Annotated in this window: 20 protein-coding genes; 8 read left to right on the top strand and 12 right to left on the bottom strand. The window is 72.0% G+C overall.

The genetic code is table 11. From position 1 onward, the window contains the following. Positions 1-74: 74 nt before the first annotated feature. The 3 genes from IEV65_RS04545 to IEV65_RS04535 are packed head-to-tail and all read left to right on the top strand — an operon-like array spanning position 75 to position 2,238. Positions 75-1,556, top strand: coding sequence for an outer membrane protein assembly factor BamB family protein (locus IEV65_RS04545; protein WP_188428375.1), 1,482 nt, complete (start codon positions 75-77; stop codon positions 1,554-1,556). Positions 1,557-1,593: 37 nt separating this feature from the next. Further along, positions 1,594-1,833 (top strand): AbrB/MazE/SpoVT family DNA-binding domain-containing protein, encoded by a 240-nt coding sequence (locus tag IEV65_RS04540; protein WP_188428374.1) that lies wholly within the window; start codon positions 1,594-1,596, stop codon positions 1,831-1,833. A 3-nt stretch (positions 1,834-1,836) separates the two neighbouring features. Beyond that, complete coding sequence (locus tag IEV65_RS04535; RefSeq protein ID WP_229734887.1) at positions 1,837-2,238, top strand: PIN domain-containing protein; 402 nt, start codon at positions 1,837-1,839, stop codon at positions 2,236-2,238. A gap of 69 nt (positions 2,239-2,307) precedes the next feature. Here the strand turns inward: IEV65_RS04535 and fdhD are convergent, their stop codons facing one another. The 7 genes from fdhD to hflX form a co-directional block, all read right to left on the bottom strand. Further along, the gene (fdhD, locus tag IEV65_RS04530; RefSeq protein ID WP_188428373.1) at positions 2,308-3,180 is read right to left on the bottom strand and encodes a formate dehydrogenase accessory sulfurtransferase FdhD; all 873 of its coding nucleotides are present in this window, start codon (positions 3,178-3,180) and stop codon (positions 2,308-2,310) included. Positions 3,181-3,184: 4 nt separating this feature from the next. Next, a complete protein-coding gene (locus IEV65_RS04525; protein WP_188428372.1) occupies positions 3,185-4,651 on the bottom strand; it encodes a glycosyltransferase family 39 protein in 1,467 nt (488 codons plus the stop codon). Then, positions 4,648-5,412, bottom strand: a complete 765-nt coding sequence (locus IEV65_RS04520) for a slipin family protein (RefSeq protein WP_188428371.1) — start codon at positions 5,410-5,412, stop codon at positions 4,648-4,650. Before IEV65_RS04520 ends, IEV65_RS04525 begins: the two co-directional genes overlap by 4 nt. A 40-nt stretch (positions 5,413-5,452) precedes the next feature. Then, positions 5,453-6,199 carry a hypothetical protein gene (locus tag IEV65_RS04515; protein WP_188428370.1) on the bottom strand — a complete coding sequence of 249 codons (747 nt, stop codon included), beginning with the start codon at positions 6,197-6,199 and terminating at the stop codon, positions 5,453-5,455. Next, the gene (locus IEV65_RS04510) at positions 6,196-8,556 is read right to left on the bottom strand and encodes a nitric-oxide reductase large subunit (protein ID WP_188428369.1); all 2,361 of its coding nucleotides are present in this window, start codon (positions 8,554-8,556) and stop codon (positions 6,196-6,198) included. Before IEV65_RS04510 ends, IEV65_RS04515 begins: the two co-directional genes overlap by 4 nt. Positions 8,557-8,697: 141 nt before the next feature. Next, complete coding sequence (locus IEV65_RS04505; protein WP_308642555.1) at positions 8,698-11,403, bottom strand: MGH1-like glycoside hydrolase domain-containing protein; 2,706 nt, start codon at positions 11,401-11,403, stop codon at positions 8,698-8,700. Between the two features lie 38 nt (positions 11,404-11,441). Continuing rightward, positions 11,442-12,947 (bottom strand): GTPase HflX, encoded by a 1,506-nt coding sequence (hflX, locus tag IEV65_RS04500; protein ID WP_188428368.1) that lies wholly within the window; start codon positions 12,945-12,947, stop codon positions 11,442-11,444. Positions 12,948-13,170: 223 nt separating this feature from the next. Here hflX and IEV65_RS04495 point away from each other — a divergent pair, with 223 nt between their 5' ends. Continuing rightward, complete coding sequence (locus IEV65_RS04495; protein ID WP_188428367.1) at positions 13,171-13,830, top strand: class I SAM-dependent methyltransferase; 660 nt, start codon at positions 13,171-13,173, stop codon at positions 13,828-13,830. An 11-nt stretch (positions 13,831-13,841) separates the two neighbouring features. Here IEV65_RS04495 and miaA read toward each other — a convergent pair whose 3' ends face one another. Beyond that, positions 13,842-14,780, bottom strand: a complete 939-nt coding sequence (gene miaA, locus IEV65_RS04490; RefSeq protein WP_229734886.1) for a tRNA (adenosine(37)-N6)-dimethylallyltransferase MiaA — start codon at positions 14,778-14,780, stop codon at positions 13,842-13,844. A gap of 18 nt (positions 14,781-14,798) precedes the next feature. Between miaA and IEV65_RS15575 the strand changes: the two genes are divergently transcribed. From IEV65_RS15575 to IEV65_RS04475, 4 genes are all read left to right on the top strand, one after another. Further along, positions 14,799-15,080 carry a hypothetical protein gene (locus IEV65_RS15575; RefSeq protein ID WP_229734885.1) on the top strand — a complete coding sequence of 94 codons (282 nt, stop codon included), beginning with the start codon at positions 14,799-14,801 and terminating at the stop codon, positions 15,078-15,080. Between the two features lie 56 nt (positions 15,081-15,136). Then, positions 15,137-15,976, top strand: coding sequence for a pyruvate, water dikinase regulatory protein (locus tag IEV65_RS04485; protein WP_188428365.1), 840 nt, complete (start codon positions 15,137-15,139; stop codon positions 15,974-15,976). A 78-nt stretch (positions 15,977-16,054) separates the two neighbouring features. After that, entirely contained in the window at positions 16,055-18,718 is a 2,664-nt protein-coding gene (gene ppdK, locus IEV65_RS04480; RefSeq protein WP_188428364.1) for a pyruvate, phosphate dikinase, read from the top strand. After that, a complete protein-coding gene (locus IEV65_RS04475) occupies positions 18,715-19,533 on the top strand; it encodes a (2Fe-2S)-binding protein (RefSeq protein ID WP_188428363.1) in 819 nt (272 codons plus the stop codon). The genes ppdK and IEV65_RS04475 overlap by 4 nt, the downstream gene beginning before the upstream one ends. A 41-nt stretch (positions 19,534-19,574) precedes the next feature. On the opposite strand, the gene IEV65_RS04470 is transcribed toward IEV65_RS04475, so the two are convergent. The 4 genes from IEV65_RS04470 to IEV65_RS04455 are packed head-to-tail and all read right to left on the bottom strand — an operon-like array spanning position 19,575 to position 24,379. Beyond that, positions 19,575-20,426: a glycosyltransferase gene (locus tag IEV65_RS04470; protein WP_188428362.1), complete on the bottom strand. Its 852-nt coding sequence runs from the start codon at positions 20,424-20,426 to the stop codon at positions 19,575-19,577. Continuing rightward, positions 20,423-21,208 carry a hypothetical protein gene (locus IEV65_RS04465; protein ID WP_188428361.1) on the bottom strand — a complete coding sequence of 262 codons (786 nt, stop codon included), beginning with the start codon at positions 21,206-21,208 and terminating at the stop codon, positions 20,423-20,425. Before IEV65_RS04465 ends, IEV65_RS04470 begins: the two co-directional genes overlap by 4 nt. A gap of 13 nt (positions 21,209-21,221) precedes the next feature. After that, positions 21,222-23,117 (bottom strand): polysaccharide pyruvyl transferase family protein, encoded by a 1,896-nt coding sequence (locus tag IEV65_RS04460; protein WP_188428360.1) that lies wholly within the window; start codon positions 23,115-23,117, stop codon positions 21,222-21,224. 53 nt (positions 23,118-23,170) lie between these two features. Next, on the bottom strand, positions 23,171-24,379 hold the full coding sequence (locus IEV65_RS04455; protein WP_188428359.1) for an amidohydrolase: 1,209 nt from the start codon (positions 24,377-24,379) through the stop codon (positions 23,171-23,173). Between the last annotated feature and the right edge of the window lie 128 nt (positions 24,380-24,507).

Below are 24,507 nucleotides of genomic sequence, written 5' to 3'. Positions count from 1 at the left end.
CGTCCACAGCGTCGAGCGGGGACCCTGTGGACAACACCTGCGGTCCGCTGCGGCCGCGTGCTTGCCTGTGCTCCATGACCCGGGGACTCACCTTCGCCGCACTGTCCATCTCTCTCACCCTCGTCACCGCCTGCACGGGCGTCCGCGACGGCGCCGTGACGACGACCGACATGGGAGCCGGCACGTCGACGAGCGCCGTCGCCGTCGGGACCGGGGCAGGGGCCGAGGACTCCGTCCCCCTGTCCACGCCCCCGGCCCCCATCGCCTCCCTCGCCTGGAGCGCCGATCTACGCCCGGTCAGCGGCCCGGTCCTGGTGGACGGGGTCCTGGCGCTCTACACGCTCAGCAGCACGGACCGGCTGATGATGACGGCCCTGGACGCCGAGACCGGTGAGCAGCTCTGGTCCCGGCCCGCCTCGACCTCGGGGATCCCGGTGGTGCGGCCCCTCGAGCCGCAGGTGATCGACGGGGAGGTGGTCTACCTGCAGCCGACGGTCCGACCGGACCTGCCGGACGACGCGGCCGACGTGATCAGCCGTGACCCGCGGACCGGCACCTCCAAGGGGACAGGCAGCACCTGGGGCGTTCACGTGATGCAGCCCCACCTGTGCCCGGGCAGCGAGACCGACGTGTGCACCGTCCTGCTGGACGACGACGGCAACCTGACCTGGCCCACCGTCGTCACCTCCTCCTGGGAGCCGGTCCCCTGGGTGCCGGCCGGGCACCAGACGGCCGGTCACTTCGTCGAGCCCATCGGACCTCTCGACCTGGCCCGTGCGGGCGGGGCTCGGATCGGGAGGCTCGTCGACGACACCCTGGTCTGGGAGGTGTCGACCGCGGATCTGGTGGGCCCGCGCGCGTCCACCAACACCGGCTGGTCCTTCGTGGCCCACGAGGACGACCTGCTCATCGGCACGGTCGGGCTGGCTGACGTCATCGACGGTGCCGACCTCGACCTGACGGAGTCGGCGGTCTTCGCGTTGGACGCCGCCACCGGCAGGCCCAGCTGGATCGCCCGCGGCATGGACCTGGGCTGCAACTCCACGCTCTGGGCAGAGGGCAGCGGGCCCCTGCTGGCCTGCCGCTACAAGGGAGGGGTGCATCGCTGGACGGACGAGGGCAGCGCGCTGATCGACCTCGACGCCGACCTCGTGCGACTGGACCCGAGGACCGGCGAGGCGCTGTGGCGCGCGGACCTGCCCAAGGGCGACGTCGAGGGCACCTTCGTGCCTGGCGTCCTGGACGAGGAGCACGCCGTCGTCCTCGACCAGGTCGTCGACGTGCGCGACGGGTCGGCCCGTCACCGGACCGAGGCCGACAGGGTCTGGTTCCCGGACCAGGCCCGTCCCACGGTGGACCGGGCCGGCGACCACGGGCGAGAGGTCGTCGGCGAAGGGCTGTGGCGGCTCCCCGACGGGCTCGACCTGACCCTCGGCGGTCCGCTGCCCACCTGGCCCCTGCCGCCCGGCGTCGGCCTTGAGATGGATGACGGCTCCCGGGTGGTCGCCCACGCCGACGGCATCGCCCGGCTGGCGAGCCCGACCGACGGGCGGTGAGAGCGCCGTGCTGGGATCTCGCTGGTATCGTCCTCCCATGGAGGCTGTCGTCGACAAGATGGGCCGGGTCGTCATCCCGAAGGCCCTCCGGGACTCGCTCGGGCTCTCGCCCGGGACCCACGTAGACATCAGCACCTACGGGGAGGGCCTGCAGATCGTGCGCGGCGGCCGGACAGCACGTCTCAGCCGCTCCGCGAGCGGCAGACTCGTGGCCGGCGGGGACGTCGAGATCGACGACGAGACACTCATGGCTCTCATCGACGCCGGACGCAGGTGATCGGTGCACGCGGTCGACACCAGCCTGGCGGTCCCCCTGCTCATGACGACCCACCCCGCGCACGAGTCCGTGGAGGCGTGGGCACAGGGACGTGAGCTCTCGCTCGGTCCCCGTGCGACGCTGGAGACGTACGCAGTCCTCACGCGGCTCCCGGGCACGAACCGACTTCTGCCCGCGGACGCAGCCACGCTGATCGAGTCCAACTTCACCCTGACCGCACAGGAGCCGATCCCGACGTCCCAGCTGGCCTCGACCCTGGCGACGGCATCGGTCGCCGGTGGCGCGAGCTACGACGGGGTCATCGGCCTGGAGGCTCTCACCGCCGGGCTCCCGCTGGCGTCCCGGGACGCGAGGGCAGGTTCGACCTACGCGCGCATCGGAGCGAAGGTAGAGATGCTGGACTGACCTTCGGCGACGGATCCCTGGCGATGTCGAGGCTCTCACGCACGAGGTAGCGGCGCGGGACCGCGGCCGTCAGCCCAGCAGAGGTTCGGCGTCCGGCGACCCGTCGTCGAGGCTCACCCGGGAGCGGTGGGCGTAGACGTTGAGGCTGCTCCCCCTGTTGAAGCCGATGAGCGTCAGCCCCACGTCGTCCGCCAGCTCGACCGCGAGCGACGACGGCGCCGAGACCGCGGACAGCACCGGGATCCCCGCCAGGGCGGCCTTCTGCACCAGCTCGAAGGAGGCCCGCCCGGAGACCTGCAGCACGCTGCCGCGCAGGGGGACCCCACGTTCGCGCAGCGCCCACCCGAGCACCTTGTCCACGGCGTTGTGGCGTCCCACGTCCTCCCGCAGGCACGTCAGCTCGAGCCCGTTCCGGCCGGGCACGAACAGCCCTGCGGCGTGCACACCGCCTGTCCGGTCGAAGACGGCCTGCGCCTCGCGCAGCAGGTCGGGGAGGGCCAACAGCCGGGTCAGCGAGAAGGTGGTGGTGTCCGAGCGGAGGTCGTGCCGGCTCTCCCGCTGCACCGCCTCGATGGAGGACGTGCCGCACACGCCGCACGAGCTGGAGGTGTAGACGTGCCGCTCCAGGGACGGGTCCGGGGGCCGCACCCCCTCCGCCAGGGTCACGTCGACCACGTTGTAGTCGCGCTGACCGTCCGCGCCGATGCCCGAGCGGTAGTCGATCTGCGCCACGTCGTCCCAGCCCGACACGATCCCCTCACCGTGCAGGAACCCGACGGCGAGGTCGAAGTCGTTGCCCGGCGTGCGCATCGTCACCGACAACGGCTCGCTGTTGACCCGGACCTCGAGCGGCTCCTCCCCCGCCAGCACGTCGGCACGCTCGCGCACCTCGCCGTCCGCGGTGAGCCGGGTGACGCGGCGCCGCTGGGTGACCCTGGCCATGGGGTCAGGGTATGCCGTGCACCGGCAGGTAGAGCGCGAGGCCGCCCAGGTCCACCCGCTCGCGGCGGCCGCACTCCGCGGCGCACCACTCCTCCAGCGGGAAGCCGCGGCGGCGCGCGTAGGACTCGTTGACGATGGCGACGCCGTCGGGTGCGGGTGACCGCGCGGTGCGGGGATGGTCAGGGAGGTACCACTTCGCCGCGAAGGGGTCGGCCCACACGGTGAGCGTGACGTCCTCCAGCCCGCGCTCCCGCAGCTCCTCCTCCGCCGCCGCGAAGGGGCTGCCCGTGGTCCGTGCGACGGCTGCGCCGTGCTGGACGACGATCGGGACGAGCACGAGCAGCGCCAGCGAGGCGACGGCCGAGACCACCACGGAGGCTCCCCGGGGTCGCTGTCGGTCAGCCCTCGGGCCGGGAGCGGCCAGCGCGGCGCCGGCGGCCACGACGAGCATCGGCGTCAGGACCAGGTGGTAGTGCGGGAGCTGGAGCGGGCTGACGGCGAGCGCGAGCGACCCGGCCAGCAGAGGTGCCCCGAGGACCCACGCCCCCCGGTGCCCCCAGCGCAGCAGCCCGACGACGGCCAGGCCCCACAGGACGACCACTCCGGGCCACCTCAGGTAGCGCGCCTGCCACCACCACGCCGCCCACCAGGGCGAGTCGGTCACCACCCGTCCGGCGATCTCCACGGGATGACCGTCCGCGGCGTGGTCGAGCTGGAAGGCGAAGGTCTCGCGGGCCCAGGCGACCGCCCCGCTGCCCGCCGGCAGGTAGGTCGCCAGGAACGTCAGGCCCATGACCAGACCGCACCCCAGGACCGTCAGCACGACCTTCGACCTCGCAGCACCGGGGGCGGGCCGGACCAGGGCCAGCAGCACCACGGGCGCCAGCCCGAGCAGGGCCACCCCGCCAGGCAGCTTGGTCGCGGCAGCCAGCCCCGCGGCGGCCGCAGCGAGCGGCCACCATCTCAGCTGCCGCGTCCGCCAGGCCAGCACGCTCATGAGCAGGGACACCGCGACGAAGAACATCATCGGACCGTCGAGCATCGCCACGCGCACGAGGTCGTGCGGCGACCCGGCGGCACCAGGGAGCAGCCACCACAGGCCGCCCGCCGCGAGCGCCGGCACCACACGGCGGGTCAGCAGCCACGCCGTCGCCGTCAGGACCAGACCGGTGAGCCAGCCGAGCACCGCGACGGGCAGCCGCGCCGCACCGAGCAGCTCCTGCCCCTCCAGTCCGGGGCGCAGGCCCAGCGCGATGATCCACTTGCCCAGCGGCGGATGCTCGGCGTTGGCGCTGAAGTCACCCCGCAGGTAGGCCTGCGCCGAGGTGACGTAGACGATCTCGTCGCTCGCCGCCCCCGAGACGCCCAGCCGGTGGAAGGTGAGCCACCCGCCCAGGCCCGCGAGAGCCACGCCGACCAGCACGGCGGCGCCGAGCCCCCACCAGGCAGGCCGGGGCGGGCGCCGCGTCACGCCGGGGGTGCGAACTTGTTGAGCAGCGGCCCGACGATGTCCATCGGCAGCGGGAAGACCACCGTGGAGTTCTGGTCGGCACCGAGCTCGAGCAGCGTCTGCAGGTAGCGCAGCTGGAGCGACGCGGGGCTCTGGGAGAGCATGTCGGCCGCTTCCTTCAGCTCGGTCGAGGCCTGCAGCTCACCGCGGGCGTTGATGACCTTCGCCCGGCGCTCGCGCTCGGCCTCGGCCTCGCGAGCCATCGCCCGCTGCATCGCCTCGGGGATCTCGACGTCCTTGATCTCCACGACCTGCACGTCGACGCCCCACGGCCGGGTCTGCGCCTCGATGATCTGGCGCAGGTCGAGGTTGAGGTCGTCGCGGTGCGCGAGCAGGGTGTCCAGGTCGACGCGGCCGAGCACGCTGCGCAGCGTGGTCTGGGCGATCTGGGAGGTCGCGACGGCGTAGTTCTCCACCGTCATCACCGCCTTGACCGGGTCGTCGACGTTGAAGAGCACCACCGCGTTGACCCGCGCCGGCACGTTGTCCTTGGTGATGACCTCCTGCGGCGGGATGGTCAGCGTGATGACGCGCTGGTCCACCCGGTCGATGCGGTCCACGAACGGCACGAGCAGCTTCAGCCCGGGTCCCGCCAACGGCCGCAGGCGCCCCAGCCGGAAGATGACCCCTCGCTCGTACTCCGGGATGATCTTCACGCTGTAGACGAGCAGCAGGACGACCAGGACGAGGACGGCGATCAGCACGACGTGCCAGGGCTGCATGGGTCTCCTTCTCAGGTTCGGGTATGCCGGTCCGCGCGCCTCAGGCGCGCTCGCCGGAGCGCTGGCGCACGGGCAGCCGCGCGCCGGCGATCAGGGTGCCACGCGTGCGGTGGCGCTCGACGAGGTCGTCCAGCTCGCCCGGGGCGAGGGCCGAGCGTCGCTCGGAGGCGTAGCGCACCGCGGGCGAGCCGGGTGACGGCATACCGTCCTCCGGCTCCTCGGCCGGACCGACCCGGCGCACCCCGCCCACCTCGTGGCGGATGTGCTCCGGGGCGTTGTCGGGACGCCTGGCCAGGCCGAGGTAGAGGTGGGTCAGTGCTGCCACCTGCACGAGGATCGTCACGCCGAGCACGAGGACGTCACCGCTGTCGTGGTGGGCGATGAGCGAGCCGGCCGTGAGGAGCAGGCCGGCCGCCACCACCGCGATCGCGATGCCGCGGTGGAAGCGTCCGGTCTCCGAGTGCGGCCACGGGTCCACCGGCTTGGTGAGCTCGCGCGGGCCCGGGGTGGGCGAGCACTCGTCCTTCACGGGGCAGCGACCGCAGATGGCGTGCTGCCCCTGGTAGCGCACGACGCGCTTCTCGGGGTCAAAGGCGGCCGGCCACAGCCACTGGTCCTCGTGGCACTTCCAGGCGTCCCGGTCCTCGTGGTAGACGAAGTTGCCCGTCCGCCACGAGGCCGAGCGCTGGGCCGAGCGGCGCCCGAGGTGGTCGAGGAGGTAGGCGACGGCCAGCAGGGCGAGCCCGTAGCCGGCCATCAGCCAGACCTCGATCCCGGGGACGGTCATCGCTGCGTCGACCCTCCGCCGCCCCAGCGGGTGGTCGCGGTGTGCTCGACCTCCTCGTAGAGCGGGTTCTCGGGCACCTCGTAGGAGGTGGTGCCGTGACGGAAGTGCCGCAGGCCGAGCCAGGCGATCCACAGGAAGGGCACGCAGCCGCCGACGATGAAGATGATGTCGCCGGGCATCCGGCCCCACTCCAGCAGCGCGTTGCCGGGCGTGGTGAGGTAGCCCAGGGACCGCGCCTCGTAGTAGCCCTCGCCGACCGAGTGGTAGAGCTGCAGGATGCCCAGCGGCAGCAGCGTCGCGAAGACCATCCAGGCCAGGCCGATGTTGAGGCTCCAGAAGGAGATCTTGGCCAGCCTTTCCGGCCACTTCGGCGCCGGGATGAGGTAGCGCAGGGCGAACATCGCCAGGCCGACGCCGAGCATGCCGTAGACGCCCATCATCGCCGCGTGACCGTGGTTGGCCGTGAGCGCGGTGCCGATCTGGTAGTAGGAGACGATCGGCAGGTTGATGAGGAAGCCGAAGACGCCCGCGCCGAGGAAGTTCCAGAAACCGACCGCGACGAGGAACATCACGGCCCAGCGGTGCGGGAACGGCCCGTCGTTGCGGCCCTCCTGGCGGGCACCCAGCTGCATGAACGCCCAGGCCTCGACGGTGAGGAAGGTCAGCGGGATCACCTCGGCGGCCGAGAAGGCCGCGCCCAGCGCCATGTGCTCCACCGGCGTGCCGGAGAAGTAGAGGTGGTGCATCGTGCCGAGGACGCCACCCATGGAGTAGAGGATCACGTCCAGGAAGATGATGCCGATGGCGATCTTCTCGCGGACCACACCCAGGAGCACGAAGACGTAGGCGACCATGACGGTGGTGAAGAGCTCCAGGAAGTCCTCCACCCACAGGTGGACGACCCAGAAGCGCCAGAACTCGGCGACCGTGAGGTGGGTCTCGACGCCCGCGAGGAGACCGACCGCGTAGAAGGCGGGGATCGCCAGGCCGGCGAAGAAGAACAGCCACGGCATGTTGGTCAGCGCCTCGCCCTTGAGCTTGGCCCGGATCCCGCGGAAGATGATCGCGATCCAGATGAACATGCCGATCGTCAGCAGGACCTGGAAGAAGCGCGGCAGGTCGAGGTACTCCCACTGCTGGGAGAGGAAGAAGCTGTCCTGCGCCCACTCGAAGCCGTGGATCGAGAAGAACTCGGCGATCAGCGAGCCGAAGACGACGAAGGCGACCGCGCCGAGCAGGACGTAGGACAGGGTCGCCTGGCCCTTGGGCTCGCGGCGGGCGATGAACGGCGTGAGGAAGATGCCGGCCGCCAGGAAGCTCGCCGCGGTCCAGAAGAGCGAGAGCTGCAGGTGCCAGGTGCGCGCCAGGTTGAAGGGCAGCCAGCGCGCGATGTCGACGCCGAAGAAGGTCGACAGGTCCGCGCGGTAGTGCTCGACGAGACCACCCAGGACGGCCTGGACGAGGAAGAGCATGGCAACCACGAAGAAGAACCAGGCGGTGGCCCGCTGACCCGGGGTCAGGCTGACCTCACCGGGCTGCTTGAAGCTGATGGCCGGTGCCTCCTCGGAGTGCCAGCCGATCTTGCGGCTCCAGCGGCCGTAGATCGCGAAGAGGATGCCGGTCCCGCCGATGAGCACGACGAGGGAGAGGGCGGACCAGACCACGAGGTCGGCCGTCGGGGTGTTGTCGACCCGCGGCTCCGGCGGCCAGTTGTTGGTGTAGCTGTAGTCGTGGCCCGGGCGCTCGGCGGCCGAGGCCCAGGCGGTCCAGCTGAAGAACGCGGTGAGGTCGTGGATCTGCTCGGGGTCGGTGATGAAGCTCGGCGGCAGGCCGTACTTGGTGGAGGCCTCGCCGAAGTAGGCCGCGTAGTGCGCCTGGATGTCCTCGAACGCCGCGACCTGCTCCGGGGTGTAGGTCACCGTCCCGGTGGACTCGTCGTAGGTGTTGGTGCGGAACATCTCCGACACCTCGGCGCTGACGTCGGTGGCACCGCCGGCGGCGAGCTGCTCCTTGACGTTCTCGGTAGCCAGCCGGAGGTACTCGGCGGTGAAGTCCGGTCCGAGATAGCCGCCGTGGCCCATGATCGAGCCGTACTGCTGCAGGCCGCGAGCGGTGAAGATCTCCTGGCCGGCCGAGATGTCCTCACCGGTGAAGACCACGGTGCCGTCGGTGGCGACGACCTGCTCCGGCTCCGGCATCGACGCCGTGTAGGTCCGGTAGGCCAGGATGCCCATGACGAAGAACCCGAAGAGCATCACCAGGGCGACGCCCTGGACCCAGCCCTTCCCGACGAGCGCCGCCCGCCCAGCGGGTTCGAGGGACGTCCCCGCCTCTCTCCCCGTCGTACCCGTTGCCATCTCGCTCCTTCGCTCGGTCTGCCGAAAACGCCTCCGTCAAGGCCCAGCCGGAGCGTGGGCCGGCCCCAAACTACACGCTGTCGTGAGTCGCCAGCAACTTGTTTGGAGGAATTGACGGAATGAGCCTCGTCACACGGCGCGTCACCGGTTCGGCAGGCCCCCCCGGGCGCAGACGAAGTGCGCGACCAGCGCCGTCCAGCCGGTCTGGTGGGCAGCCCCGAGACCTGCGCCGGTGTCCCCGTGGAAGTACTCGCTGAACGTCGGGTGGGCGTCCCACAGCGGCCCGGCCGGGTGGTGCCGCGGCGTCGAGGGACGCCGCCCGTCCGGACCCGGGCGGAAGATCCCCACCAGCCGGTCCTCGATCTCGTCGGCGACCTGCTCGAGGGACACCCGTCGCCCGGAGCCCGTGGGCATCTCCACGGTCTGCCCGGCACCGGCGGCCCGGCCGTAGCTGCGCAGGGCGTCCACCAGCAGCGCGTTCACCGGCATCCACACGGGCCCGCGCCAGTTGGAGTTGCCGCCGAACATGCCGGAGTCGGACTCGCCGGGGACGTACTGCAGCGACATGTGCTTGCCGTGGAGGTCGATCTCCACCCCCTCACGGTGCGCCGCGGACAGCGACCGGATGCCGTGCGGCGAGAGGAACTCCCCCTCGTCGAGGAGGTGACGGACCACGGCATACCACTGACCCTTGTCGCACATCGACAGCGTGCGCAGGCTGTAGCCGCGGTGGTTGGTGTGCAGCAGCGCGTCCGCGAGCTCGGGGCGGCGTCGCGTCCAGCCGTCGAAGAAGTCGGTCAGGTCGGGCAGCTCGTGCGCCACCCAGTTGGGCACCAGGCTGACGCCCGTGAGGGGCAGCAGCCCGACCATCGAGCGGACCGGCATCCGGAAGGTGTGGCCCTGCTCGTCCACGAGCACGTCGTGGAAGAACTCGTCCTCGGCGTCCCACAGCGAGATGTGGCCCGTCCCGACGTCCTCCATCGCCTGCGCGATCGCCAGGAAGTGCACGAGGAACTTGGTCGCGACCTCGTCCCAGGCGGGGTCCTCGCGCGCGAGCTCCATGGACATCCGCAGCATCCGCAGGCAGAACATGCCCATCCAGGCGGTGGCGTCCGCCTGCTCCAGCCGCTGCCCGTCCGGCAGGGTCTCGGAGCGGTCGAAGAGCCCGACGTTGTCCATCCCCAGGAAGCCGCCCTCGAAGATGTTCGAGCCCTCGGGGTCCTTGCGGTTCACCCACCAGGGGAAGTTGAGCAGCATCTTCAGCACGATCCGCTGCAGGAAGTCCCGGTCGCGGTTGCCGTCGATCGCGTAGACCTGCCACGCGGCCCAGGGGTGCACCGGCGGGTTGACGTCGGAGAAGTTCCACTCGTAGGCCGCCAGCTGGCCGTTGGGGTTCATCGCCCACTCGCGGCACATGAGCAGCAGCTGGTACTTGGCGAACCACGGGTCGACGTGCGCCAGCGGCACGCAGTGGAAGGCCAGGTCCCAGGTGGCGAACCACGGGTACTCCCACTCGTCGGGCATCGAGATGACCTCGGCGAGGTTGACGTGGGTCCAGTGGCGGTTGCGGCCCTGCAGCCGCTCGGCCGGCGGGGGCGGCTGACCGGGGTCCCCCTCCAGCCAGCGGGTCACGTCATACAGGTAGAGCTGCTTGCCCCACTGCAGGCCGGCGAAGGCGCGGCGGGCGATGAGGGCGTCCTCGGGGTCGGTGCCCTCGGGCAGGACCGCGGCGTAGAACTCCTCGCACTCCGCCGCGCGCCGCGCCAGCACCTCGCCGAAACCGGTGGACGGGTCGGGACGCCCGCTGAGCTCGGTCAGCCGGAGCCGCACGGTGACGCTCTCCCCCGGCGGGACGGCCTCGAACCTCCACCAGAACGCCATCTTGGTGCCCCGGCGCTCGGGGTTGCAGGCGTCGGTCTGGCCGTGGACGACGGCGCGGTTCACCGCGTCCTTCGGGTATGCCGTGTAGTCCGCGGGCAGGGCGTCGTCGCCGTAGACCGCGGCGAGGTTGGTCTCGTTGTCGCAGAAGAGCACCTCCGGCGCACCCTCGGCCTGCACGAGCACCTGGCCCAGCTCGTGGTGCTCGGCGAGCACGGCGACCTGCTCGCCCGGGGCCCCGACCTGGCGCAGGAGCGGACGGCGGTCGTCCAGGCCCCAGCTCCACGTGTTGCGGAACCACAGGTGGGGCAGCAGGTGCAGCGGCGCGGCCTCGGGGCCGTGGTTGGTCGCGGTGATCTCGACGCAGACGTCGCTCGGCCTGCCCTTGGCGTGGACGACCTCGACGTCGAAGAACCGGTCCTCGTCGAGGACGCCGGTGTCGGCCAGCTCGTACTCCTCGTCGTGGACCCCGCGCTCGCCGTTGACCCGCACGAGCTCCTCGTAGGGGAAGGCGGCCTGCGGGTAGCGGTAGAGCCAACGGGCGTAGCTGTGCGTGGGCGTGCCCTCGACGGCCCACCAGTACTCCTTGACGTCCTCGCCGTGGTTGCCCTGCGGGTTGGTGAGGCCGAAGTAGCGCTCCTTCAGCCGGTCGTCGCGGCCGTTCCACAGGACCAGGCCGAGGTTGAGGAAGCCCTCGACGTCACAGAGCCCGGCCAGCCCGTCCTCGCCCCAGCGGTAGGCGCGCAGGTGCGACTGCTCGAAGGGCAGGTAGGCCCACGCGTCCCCGTCGGCGGAGTAGTCCTCGCGGACCGTGCCCCACTGACGGCCGGAGACGTAGGGCCCCCAGCGGCGCCAGGGCGCCTTCGGGTCGTCGGACTCCGCCAGCCGACGGTGCTCGGCGGTGGCGGGCCCGGCCTCCCGGGGCTGGTCGAGGGTCGTGTCGGGGTGCTCGGCAGTCACGTCGTCCACGCGGCTCACCCTGCCACAGCATCCCCGGCGCGGGCTCGTCAGACGGCGTACTGCCCCAGGTGCCCGTGCAGGTCCTCCGACACCTTCGCCTGCAGTCGGGTGCCGTCGGCCGTGTGCTCCTCGCCGAGGACCTCTCCCTCGTCGTGGAGCCGGGCGACCAGGTCGCCCCGGGAGTAGGGCAGGAGCACGTCGACCAGGATCTGCGGACGGGGCAGGGCGTCCTCGACGGCCGCGAGCAGCTCGTCGATGCCCTCGCCGGTCCGGGCGGAGACGACGACCACCCGCGGATACGCCCGGCGCAGCCGGTCCAGCGTGTCCTCGTCCGCGAGGTCGGCCTTGTTGACCGCGATGATCTCCGGGACGTGGACCCCCGCCCCCTGGTGCTCCTCGAACACCTCCGAGAGCACCTTGTGCACCGCGTCCACCTGGCCCTCCGGGTCCGGGTGGGAGCCGTCGACGACGTGCAGCAGGACGTCCGCGTCGGCCGCCTCCTCCAGCGTGGAGCGGAACGCCTCCACCAGCTGGTGGGGCAGCGAGCGCACGAAACCGACCGTGTCGGTGAGCGTGTAGACCCGGCCCTCGGCGGACTCGTGCCGGCGCACGGTGGGGTCGAGGGTGGCGAAGAGCTGGTTCTGCACCAGCACGCCCGCCCCGGTGAGCCGGTTGAGGATGGAGGACTTGCCGGCGTTGGTGTAGCCGACGATCGCCACGCTCGGGACCTTGTTGGCCTTGCGCGAGGAGCGCTTGGTGTCGCGGACCGTCTTCATCTCCCGGATGTCGCGGCGCAGCTTGGCGATCCGGCTGTTGATCCGGCGCCGGTCCAGCTCGATCTTGGTCTCACCGGGACCGCGGGAGCCGATGCCCTCACCGCCGGCGACCCGGCCACCGGCCTGCCGGGACATCGACTCGCCCCAGCCGCGCAGGCGGGGCAGGAGGTACTGCAGCTGGGCCAGCTCGACCTGGGCACGGCCCTCGCGGCTCTTGGCGTGCTGGGCGAAGATGTCGAGGATCAGCGCGGTGCGGTCGATGACCTTGACCTTGACGACGTCCTCGAGCGCGCGGCGCTGCGAGGGGCCGAGCTCGCCGTCGGCGATGACCGTGTCGGCGCCCTCGGCGGCGACGATGTCGCGCAGCTCCTTGGCCTTGCCCGACCCGAGGTAGGTCGCCGGGTCCGGCTTGAGCCGTCGCTGCACGACGCCGTCGAGCACGGTCGATCCCGCGGTCTCGGCGAGCGCGGCCAGCTCCCGCAGGGAGTTCTCGGCGTCCTCGAGCGTGGTCCGGCCGTTGTCCTCCCAGACGGAGGCGAGGACGACGCGCTCGAGCCGCAGCTGGCGGTACTCGACCTCGGTGACGTCCTCGAGCTCGGTCGACAGGCCCTGGACGCGACGCAGCGCCGCCCGCTCCTCGCGGTCGAGCTGGTCACCGTCGTAGCCTTCATCGCCCCAGCCGTCGTCGAGCAGCTCGATGTCGGCATCGTCCTGGAGGGCCTGGGAGCGGCGGCTCAGGATGGCGGAACGGCGCTCGGGGTTCGGGGTGGCGGTCATGCAGTCCTTCTGGTCTGAGGGGTATGCCGTGCGGCTGGCCGACCGGGTCGGCTCCGCCTCCAGCGTCTCACCGTGCAACGCCTGAGGCCACCGGTTTCTGCCCGCGCCTCGCTGTGCAGCATCCGTGCTGCCGGAACCGCGCCCTGACACGCGACACGCAGCAACGGGACGCGCACTGTGCACGACACGCCGGGCGGGAGGCACGGAACTACACTCGGCGACGATGACGACGCAGCCCCCCGACCCCTCGACGCAGCCTCCCGACCACTACTTCACCGCCAGGCCGGCCTCGGACGGCGAGCTGCGCCACGTGCCGGTCCGGCTGGCCGGCCGTGACGTCGAGATCGTGACCGCCGGCGGCATCTTCTCCCCCGACGGCATCGACAAGGGCACGCGCGTGCTCCTCGACGAGGTCCCCCCTCCTCCGGGATCCGGCACGTTCCTCGACCTGGGCTGCGGGTGGGGCCCTCTCGCTCTCACGATGGCCCTGCGGTCCCCCGCCGCTGTCGTCCACGCGGTCGACGTCAACGAGCGCGCCCTCGACCTGTGCCGTCGCAACGCCCAGGCTCTCGGGGCCACCGGCGTCGTGGCCACCACACCCGACGGGGTCGACCCCGGCACCAGCTTCGACCTGATCTGGTCCAACCCCCCGATCCGGGTCGGCAAGGCTGTCCTCCACGAGCTGATGACCACCTGGCTGCCGCGGCTCACGCCCGGGGGGACGGCATACCTGGTCGTCCAGAAGAACCTCGGGTCCGATTCCCTGCAGGCCTGGCTGACGCGCACGCTGCCCGACCGCATGGGCCCGGTCGAGGTCTCCCGGTCGGCCAGCAGCAAGGGCTTCCGGGTCCTGCGCGTGCAGCGTCCTGGGGCCAACCCCTAGTCTCCTCGCCGTCACGCCCCCGGCCGGCGGGTCAGCGCCGCGACCGCCTGCTCGACCAGGTCGGGCGCGTCGTGCTCCAGCCAGGTGATCCTCGCGTCCGGCCCGAACCACCGCTCCTGCCGGCGGGCCAGGCGACGGGTGGCCACGACCGTGTCCTCGACCGCCTCGTCCTCGGACAGCTTTCCGTCGAGCTGGCGCAGCGCCTGGGCGTAGCCGACCGCCCGCGAGGCCGTGCGCCCCTCGCGCAGCCCCTGCTCCACGAGCCCGCGGACCTCCTCGACCAGCCCTGCCCTCCACATCCGGGCGGCCCGGTCCGCGATGCGTCGGTCGAGCACGTCACGGTCGGCGCGCAGACCGAGCACCACCGTCGGCGCCACGAACTCGCGTGTCGGCATGGTGGCGCTGAAGGGTCGGCCGGTCAGCTCGATGACCTCGAGCGCGCGCACGACCCGCCGCCCGTTGCGGCGTTCGATCGCGGCCGCCGCCGTGGGGTCGGCCGCCGCCAGCCGGGCGTGCAGCTCCTCGGCCCCCACGCGCCCCAGCTCCTCCTCCCAGCGCGCCCGCACGCCAGGATCGGTCGGCGGGATCTCCAGCCGGTCGAGCAGCGCCCGCACGTAGAGCCCCGACCCGCCGACGACCATGGGGACGGCGCCCCGCGCCCGGATCGCCCGGAGGTCCGCGCGGGCGCTCTCCTGGTATGCCGCGACGCTCGCCTCCTCCCGCACGTCCAGGACGTCCAGCTGGTGGTGCGGTATGCCGTGCCGCTCGCCCCGGGAGAGCTTGGCCGTGCCGATGTCCATGCCGCGGTAGAGCTGCGAGGCGTCGGCGTTGACGACCTCCCCGCCGAGCTGCTGGGCGAGCGCGACGCCGAGGTCCGACTTGCCGGTCGCGGTGGCGCCGACGACCGCGACGACGGGCAGGTCGCTTCCGGTTGTCAGCAGGTCGGGCACTGGGGCAGTGTGGCAGCCATGAGCGAGACGACCAACACACCGGATCACGACGACGCCGAGGGCACCTACGTGGGCGGGGGCTTCGGCCGCCCCGACGACGGCGGGACCGCCGCCCCGGACGAGCTCAGCACCGCGGAAGAGATGGCGGCCGCGCAGGCGGCCGGTGACGAGGAGGCCCTCACGGCCGCTCCCGCCGAGGTCGAGGAGTACGTCACCGCCGCCGGCAGCGAGGCGCCGCCGAGCGACGTCGAGGGCACCAGCACCGAGCCGGCCCCCGGCGAGCGCAACGAGCCCGTCTGAGTCGCCCGGCGGACCCGGACCAGACAGGGCGGGCTCCAACGGCATACCCTGCCCGTATGCCCGAGCTGCCCATCGAGGTCCACATCATCGCGGACTCGACCGGTGACACGGCCGCCCGCGTGGCGCGGGCCGCCGCCGCCCAGTACGTCGGCTACGACGTGCGGATCATCCGCCACCCGCGCCAGAGCACGCCGGACGGTCTGCAGGACGCCTTCGCCCGGATGCACCCCGACCGGGCGCGCACGGTCGTCTTCTCCACGGTGGTCGACGAGGGGCTGCGGCATCTCGTGCAGCAGCTGTGCCAGGAGCGCGGGCTCCCGCACGCCGACCTCCTCGAGCCCGCGGTCACCGCGCTCAAGGAGGCCACCGGTCGCGACCCCTCGCGCATCGTCACGCCCGTCGGCGTGAGCGAGGACTACTTCAAGCGTGTCCAGGCGATGGAGTTCTCGATCGCCAACGACGACGGCAACCTGTCCAACCACCTCCGCGAGGCGGACATCGTGCTCATCGGCGTCAGCCGCTCGGGCAAGACGCCGCTGTCGATGTATCTCGGCTACCTCGGCTTCAAGACCGCCAACATCCCCCTGGTCCCGGGGGTCCCGGTGACCCAGGAGCTCTACGACGTGCAGCGCTGGAAGATCGTCGGGCTGACCATCGACCCCGAGCGGCTCGTGCAGATCCGCAGCCGGAGGGTCCGCAGCATGGGCGCGGCCGGGGTGCAGCGGGACGGCTACACCGACATCGTGAAGATCTTCGACGAGCTCGACCAGGTCACGCGGATCCAGCGCGGGCTCGGCTGTCCGGTCATCGACACCACCGAGCTCGCGCTCGAGGAGGCGGCCGGACGGGTGATCGAGCTGGTCGAGCGACGCCGCGAGACCAGCACCGGGCGCTGACACGGCGCAGGAGTCGATAAAGTTCCACCTGTAGCGCGGCGCCGGGGCCGCGCACGACCACGGCGAGGAGCGCAAGGGATGAGCGGGACGACTGCCACGAGGTACCTCTACGACATGTCGGAGGGTGACGCGACGATGCGCACCGTCCTGGGCGGGAAGGGGGCGAACCTGGCCGAGATGAAGCGGCTGGGAATCCCTGTCCCCGACGGCTTCACGGTGAGCACCGCCGCCTGCGTCGCGACCATGGACGCCCACGGCGAGTGGCCCGAGGGTCTGTGGGAGGACACCCTGACCGCGCTGGCCCGGCTCGAGGAGCGCACCGGGAGGACCCTCGGCGGCTCGACCAGGCCGCTGCTCGTCTCGGTCCGGTCCGGCGCCGTCTTCTCCATGCCCGGCATGATGGACACGATCCTCAACCTCGGCATCGGTGACGAGACCGTCGAGGCGCTGGGCGCCGAGGCTGACAATCCGCGCTTCGCGTGGGACTCCTACCGCCGCTTCCTGCAGATGTACGGCGACGTCGTCGAGGGCGTCCCGCCCCACGTCTACGAGGACGAGCTGACCGCCCTGAAGGCCCGCCGCGGGGTCGAGCAGGACACCGACCTGAGCACCGAGGACCTCAAGGAGCTGGTCCAGACCTTCAAGGAGGTCTCGCGCCGCGAGCTCGGCCACGACCTGCCCAGCGACCCGCGCGAGCAGCTGCGGGGCGCCATCGACGCGGTCTTCCGCTCCTGGGACACCCCGCGCGCCCGCGTCTACCGCAAGGCGAACGACATCCCCGACGACCTCGGCACCGCCGTCAACGTCATGCAGATGGTCTTCGGCAACCGCGGCGAGACCTCGGCCACCGGCGTCTGCTTTACCCGTAACCCCTCCACCGGCGCCAAGGAGCTCTACGGCGAGTTCCTCGTCAACGCCCAGGGCGAGGACGTCGTCGCCGGCATCCGTACGCCGCGCCCGCTCTCCGAGATGGAGCAGGTGCTGCCCGAGGCCTACACCCAGCTCGTGCAGACGATGCACGACCTGGAGGCGCACTACAAGGACATGCAGGACATCGAGTTCACCGTCGAGGACGGCACGCTCTACCTGCTGCAGACCCGCAACGGCAAGCGCACCGCCGCCGCCGCCCTCAAGGTCGCCCGCGACCTCGTGGACGAGCAGGTGCTCAGCCGCGAGGAGGCCCTGCGCCACATCGCGCCGTCCCAGCTGGACCAGCTGCTGCACCCGGCCATCGACCCCGAGCACGGGCGCACCCCGATCACCAAGGGCCTGCCCGCCTCCCCCGGCGCAGCGGTCGGCGAGGTCGTCTTCGACGCGGACACCGCCGCCGAGCGCGGCGCGGCCGGCGAGCCGGTCGTCCTGGTGCGCTACGAGACGACTCCTGACGACATCCACGGCGTGATCGTCGCCCAGGGCGTTCTCACCGCCCACGGCGGTATGACGTCGCACGCCGCCGTGGTCGCCCGCGGCATGGGCAAGCCGTGCGTCGCCGGCGCCCACGCCATCCGCATCAACGTCTCGGACAAGACGCTCACCGTCGGAGGCCAGGTCTTCCACGAGGGCGACATGATCACCCTCGACGGCTCGACGGGCGACGTCTACGGCGAGGCCCTCGAGCTCGTCCCGCCGCAGGTCAACGAGGACTTCGGGGCGATCGTCGGCTGGGCCGACGAGATCCGGCGCCTCGGGGTGCGGGCCAACGCCGACACCGGCGAGGACGCGGCCAAGGCTCGTGAGCTGGGCGCCGAGGGCATCGGCCTGTGCCGCACCGAGCACATGTTCATGGCAGCCGACCGGCTCCCGGCCGTCCGCCAGATGATCCTGGCCGAGACGGTGGAGGACCGCGCCGAGGCGCTCGCCACGATCCTGCCCATGCAGCAGGAGGACTTCGAGGCGATCTTCACCGCCATGAAGGGGCTGCCCGTCACGGTGCGCCTGCTCGACCCGCCGCTGCACGAGTTCCTGCCCGACCTCGTGGAGCAGTCGCTCCTCGTGCAGCGTCTCGAGCTGACCGGCGGCGACCCCGACGAGCTCGACCGCGCCCGCACGCTGCTCGGCTCCGTCAAGCGCCTGCACGAGCAGAACCCGATGCTGGGCACTCGCGGCTGCCGTCTGGCCATGCTCTACCCCGAGATCCCGGAGATGCAGACCCGAGCGATCATCCGCGCCGCGCTGGCGGTCCGCGAGCGCGAGGGCGAGACGGTGGGCGTGGAGATCATGATCCCGCTGGTCGCCTTCGCCTCCGAGCTCAAGGCCCAGCGCGGCGTCGTCGAGCGCACGGTCGCCGACGAGCTCGAGGCCGCGGGCGAGCAGCTCGACGTGACCGTCGGCACGATGATCGAGCTGCCCCGCGCGGCGATCGTCGCCGACCAGATCGCCGAGCACGCCGACTTCTTCTCCTTCGGCACCAACGACCTGACCCAGACCGGCATCGGCATCAGCCGCGACGACGCCGAGGGGGGCTTCCTGTCGGACTACGTGTCCGAGGAGGTCATCCCCGCCAACCCGTTCGAGTCGATCGACCGCGACGGCATCGGTGGCCTCGTCCAGATCGGCGCCGAGCGGGGCCGGTCGACCAAGCCCGACCTCAAGCTCGGCGTCTGCGGCGAGCACGGCGGTGACCCCGCCTCGATCGCCCTCTTCGAGGAGCTCGGCCTGTCCTACGTCTCGTGCTCGCCCTACCGCGTGCCGATCGCCCGGTTCGCCGCGGCCCGGGCCGTCCTCGACGCCCAGGGGTCGTGACCTCCGCGAGCGAGTCGCCGACGGCCGGCGGGGTCGGGGAGCTCTACCCCGACCTCGCCGACCTCGGCGGGTTCTTCTCCCTGCTCGCTCCGCCGCCACCGGGAACCGACGCGGTGCCCTGGGCGGACGTGCTGGCCCCGGAGGCTCTCACCGCGCGCTTCGCGACCGTCCGCCAGGCCCTGGCCACCGGCAGCGGCCTCCCCGTGGACGAGGTCGACCCGAAGGTGGCCGTCTCGGCCACCCAGGTCGGCCTGGCGTCGCGCCTGTGGTCGGTGGCCCTGGCGGCCGCGGTCCTGCACCGGTGGGTCCCCGACCTGTCGAGCACCGCGCTGGTCGCCAGCCCCGTGCACCGTGGCGCGGTGCCTCTGGGCGTGGCGCGCCCCGAGGAGGGGTATGCCGTGCCCAGCCTCTCGGAGGCCGTCGCCGTGCTGACCCGGACCGTCGTGGAGAGCTCGCTGGCGCGGCTGCACGAGGCGTGCGCGAGCGTGGGGCGCACCCCCGAGCGCGTCCTGGTCAGCAACAGCTCCTCGGCGCTCGTCGGCGCGGCGCGGGTGCTCGCGGGACAGCGTCCCGACTCCGCGGGCCAGGCCTGGGAGCTGGTGCGCGAGCTGCTCCTGGTCGACGCCGTCGCCGCCGGCGGTGAGGTCCTGCCCAAGGCGGACCTGCACCACTGCGTCGGAGGTGCCATGGAGCGCCGCGACGAGGCCTTCCTGCGGTCCGGCTGCTGCGTGTTCTACCGGCTGCCCGGGCACGGCCTGTGCCCCGACTGCGTGCTCGCGCCGTCGCGGCCCGACGAGGTCACCGGGGACCACTGAGCCCGCGAGCGTGCCGGGCCACCCGGGCTGCCCGACGCCGTTCAGGCCGGCGGCGGGCCCGGCGGGTCGATGGCACGGGCCGCACCACGGCGCCGCGGCACCTGCCCGTGCAGCGTGCTGCCGTCGGCCGCGAACTGCGCCAACCGCCGACGGTCCCCGATGCTGCGCCTGTTGCGCCACCCGAACACCAGCCGGGCCACCGGAGCGGCACGACCGAAGGCGTGGTTGATGACCACCGCGCGCACGTGCAGGTCCCGCCCGCCCCACCGGCTGCCCGAGCTGGTGCGGGGGTGGACCCCGAAGACGAACGGGACGGCATACCCCCTCAGACCCGCGGAGAGGAGCTCGGCGATGAAGAGGTACTCGTCGCCGAGATACGTCTCCGCGCCGGCCCCGAAGCGCTCGTCGAAGCGCACGCCCGCCTGCCGCACCTGCGCGACGTCGACGAGCATCTCGTAGGTCGCCGCCTTGGCGGAGTTGAGCAGGGACAGCGGGGTGGGTCGGTCGGTGCGGTAGCGCTTGCGCAGGTGTCCGTCGGGGTCGACGGCGCGTCCGAGCGCGATCGCCGCCCCGGTCACCCGGAGGTGGTCCACGGCGGCGAGCACGCCGTCCAGGTCGACGTCGACGTCGTCGTCGCAGAACAGCAGGTACCGCGTCCGGCACTCCTCGATGGCGGCGTTGCGGCTGCGCGCCACCCCGCGGCCCGGGACCGGCACGACGCGGTCCACCCCCTCCGGGACCTCCAGGTCCTGCGTCGGACCCTGGACGTGCACGACGACGCGCACGCCCGGGTGACGAGGCGGGCGGATCTGGGGCACACGCTCCGCCAGGCTGGAGAAGGCGACGGTGAGATCGACCGGCGCTGCACCGGCGCCCGTCGACGGCGCGCTCACGCCGCCTCCACCAGGTCCGTGCGCGCCGCCGCACGGGCGAAGCGCATCATCCCGGCCGAGAAGTTGCCGAGCTGGCCGTAGAGCAGCCGCAGCCCGAGGAAGAAGACCACGGCGTCGCTGCTCGGCACGCCACCGCCCAGGGCCCGCCACAGCACCACGCCGAGCACGATCGCCATACCCAGGCTGCCCAGGAGGGCACCCAGCTCGGCCGTGCGGATGCGGCCCCCCACGCGGTCGTTGATCGGCACCGTCCCGGGCTTGCTGCCCATCGCGACGTAGGAGTGCTGCCGGGCCAGCTCACCGGCGTAGAGGTGGCCCTGCAGGACGAGGACCGCCGCGACCAGGACGGCGTTGACCGCGGCGACCCAGAGGTCCAGGAAGACGAAGAGCACGCTGAACGCCACGACCTGGACGACCGAGACGAGCACGCCGGACAGCTCCAGGGCCAGCGCCCAGTCCCAGCTCTGCCGGCTGGCGCTGCGTGTCGCCTCGAGCTGCTCGAACCGCCGTCGGAAGACCGCCACGCGCACGATCCGGATCAGGTGGTGCATGCCCCGCGCACCGCCGAGCAGCACGAAGAACAACGCGACGCGCCAGGCCAGCGACCGGTCGCCTGCGGCCCACTCACCAGGTCCCTCGATGACGAGCACCGAGAACATCCGGATGACGAGCATCTCCACGACCGGCACCGCGGCCATGACCAGGATCAGACCCACGACCTCCGCGCGGGCCCAGCGGGAGGGGAAGAGCCGGCGCAGGGCCCGGGCCAGGTGACCCAGCACGGCGCCTCAGCCCTCAGGCGTCCTCGAGGTAGGCCGCCACGCCGGAGCGCACGGCCTGCTCGATGTCGTCGAGGACGGACTCGGAGATCCGCTCCTGGGAGGTGAGGTTGTCCAGGTCGATGGTCCGCAGGTCGAAGCCGACCCGCTGCGGCTCGTAGACCGCGCTGAGGCCGACGCCGCGGCAGTAGTCGCCGTACTTCACGCCGGTGCCGTGGACGGCACCCTCGAGCCCCTCGAAGCCGATGAGCGCAACCGGGATGCCGTAGGAGTGGCAGGCGATCATCACGTGCATCGCGCTCGTGACGACCCGGTCGTACTGGTTGAGCGTGCGGACCAGCTCCTCGATGTCGCCCGGGTGGGACATCTGCACGCTCGTCTCGTCCATGTCCTCCGGCAGCGCCAGGGGGACGTTGGCGTGCTTGAAGTGGCGCACGAGCAGCGTGCGCCCGTTGGTCTGCGAGCGCTCGACGGGCAGGAGCCGGGACAGCAGGGCGCCGGGGTCGCCGAAGGACTCGACGTCGGGACCGCCGCTGTCCCGGAGCAGCTGCGCCGTGACGGGGCCGCGGACCGACAGGTAGCGGGCCTTGGTGTCCAGCTCGATGTCGGTGCTGCTCACACCCGTGCCGACGACGATCGAGCGCGGCATGATGAAGCGGCCGATGGAGCCCACGGACACGATGTGGCTCGAGTGCGTCGGGGCCGTCGGCGGCACGTAGTGGACCGACCTGCCCGAGACCTGGCTGATCACCAACGGGCTGAGCCAGTCACCGAAGTTGCCGGGGAACGGCCGCGCCCACCAGGTGAGCCGGATCGGGTCCTGCCCCGGCGCGAGAGTGGCGTAGTGGCCGAAGGCGTCGGCCACCTGCTTCGCCGCGGTCTCGCCGGGCGTCAGTATGCCGCTGGCCTGCAGCCGGTCGTAGGCGTCGTAGACGGCCGTGAGGTCGCCGCGCTGGGACGCGCCGATCATGTGCCGCACGAGCCGGGCGCGCTGGGCGGTCGGGCTCCCCGACTGGCCGACCGCGCCGCCCCGGGTGAGCAGGTGGGTCAGGCCGGCCTGGTCGGCGAGCCGCCGGGCCGGACGGCGGATGGTCGGGGGCAGCGCGCGCTCGACCCTCTTGGCGCCCCGCAGCGCCGTGCGCAGGGGCTTGCGCAGCGGCTGGGTCGCGGCGGCCACGCCACCGACGCCGTCGACGCCCTTGTGCTGGACGACCTTGTGCTTGAACTCCTCCACGTTGCCGCTCGAGCCGAAGGAGAAGAAGGGGATGACGCCCGACTCGGCGTTGGCCTTGCTCAGCACCGAGGCGCTGGGCAGCACCTGGAAGGAGAGACGCTCGGCGTTGGCCCGCCAGGACTCCTCGAAGAAGTAGTCGTCGGTGGCCTTGATCGTCGCGTCCTGCTCGAAGCGGTAGGCGTCGGAGATGAAGCGACGGGCCGCCGCGGAGGTGCTGATCCCGAAGAAGCAGGGCTCCCAGAAACGCGTGCGGTTGGCGTAGCCGATCGACAGCGGGTTGCTGAAGCCGCGCTGGAAACCGACGATGTCTGCTGTGAAGCTCGCGACCTGCTCCGGCAGGGAGAGCAGCGAGCAGTCGACGTCGATCCAGAAGACCTTCTTGTCGGGGTGGCGCTCGCAGGCCTCGGCGAGGATGCCGATCTTGCGCCGCGTCATGTCGGCCCAGTCGGCACCCTCCGGCTTGTGGATCTCCTCGAGCTCGTGCGCGAGCCCGAGCCGGTCGAGGGTGCTCCGGAGCGTCGCAGCGTGACCGCGGTAGTAGTCGTCGTCGGTGTAGAAGGAGCACACGACGATGTCCTCGCGGAGCGCGGGGACGTCGCTCGCGGACGCGTCCCGGGCCGGCGTCTCGACGACGACCCCCGGTGCTGTGGTGGGGTCGGTCTCAGGGGTGAAGGTCATGGTGCCTGATCAGTCCTGTCGGGGGTCAGATGACGAACCAGTGTAGGGCCGTCTCAGACGCGCGGGCGCACCCTGCCGCTGCTGGCGGCCTCGTCGTAGGTGTAGACCTCGACCCCGTCGATCCACACCCGCAGCACCCGGGACTGCAGGTCGAGCGGGTCTGCGGACCACACGACGAGATCGGCGTCCTTGCCCGGTGCCAGGGAGCCCACGCGGTCCTCCACCCCCAGCACGCGGGCCGGGTTGACGGTGACGGCGCGAAGCGCCGCGTCCCGGTCCATGCCCTCACGGACGGCCAGGGCCACCTGGGTGATGAGGTGCTCGATCGGCACCACGGGGTGGTCGGTGATGAGCGAGACCGGGACGCCGGCACGGTCCAGGATCCCGGGCGCCCGCAGCGAGCGCTCCCGCACCTCCACCTTGGAGCGGCTGACGATGAGCGGTCCGTAGAGGACCGGGATCTGCTTCTCGGCAAGGATGTCGGCGAGCAGGTAGCTCTCGGTGCCGTGGTCGAGGACGAGGTCGTAGCCGAACTCCTCGGCCAGCCGGACCGCCGTGGCGATGTCGTCAGCCCGGTGGCAGTGCTGACGCCACGGGATCTCCCGCTCGAGGACCTTGACCAGGATCTCGCTCACGAGGTCGGTATCGACGGGCGCGCCGTCGGCGGCGGAGACCCGCGCCTGGTAGGAGCGGGCGGCCGAGAAGGCCTTCCGCAGCACGAGCGCGACGCCGAGGCGCGTCGACGGCGTCTTCTTCTGCTCGCCGTAGACACGCTTGGGGTTCTCGCCCAGGGCCGCCTTCACGCCGGAGGGGTTGCGCAGCACCATCTCGTCCACGTAGCGCCCGTAGGTCTTCAGCGCGACCGCCTGGCCGCCGATCGGGTTGCCCGACCCGGGGTTGACGTTGACGGTCGTGATCCCGCCCTGGAGGGCGTCGTCGAAACCCTGCTCGCGCGGGTTGATGGCGTCGATGGCGCGGGCGGCGGCCATGACCGGGTCGGTCATCTCGTTGGTGTCCTGGCCGGCCCAGCCCTCCCCCTCCTCCCAGACCCCGAGGTGGACGTGGGCGTCGATCAGCCCCGGCAGCACCCATCGTCCGGCGGCGTCGATCCGCTCGACCCCGTCAGGCACAGCGACGGCCTCCGTGGGCCCGACCGCCTCGATCCGTCCGTCCCGGACGAGGACCGTCCCGGACTCGAGAGGTGCGGAGTCGATGGGCAGGACACGAGCGCCGACGAGCGCGAAGGTGGTGGTCTCGGTCATGGTCGCCACCTTATGCAGCGCTCCGGGTGTGACTGACGCCTCACCCTGCCTCGACGACGACCTGTCGGAGAGTCTTGTGCCTGCACGCTGCCTCTGGGAGGATGGGAACACTGTGCCGACGACCGTCG

Source organism: Ornithinimicrobium tianjinense, from assembly GCF_014636495.1.
Lineage (GTDB): Bacteria > Actinomycetota > Actinomycetes > Actinomycetales > Dermatophilaceae > Ornithinicoccus > Ornithinicoccus tianjinensis.
Note: the sequence above shows the minus strand (reverse complement) of the source record. Positions and strands in the feature narration are given on the sequence as shown.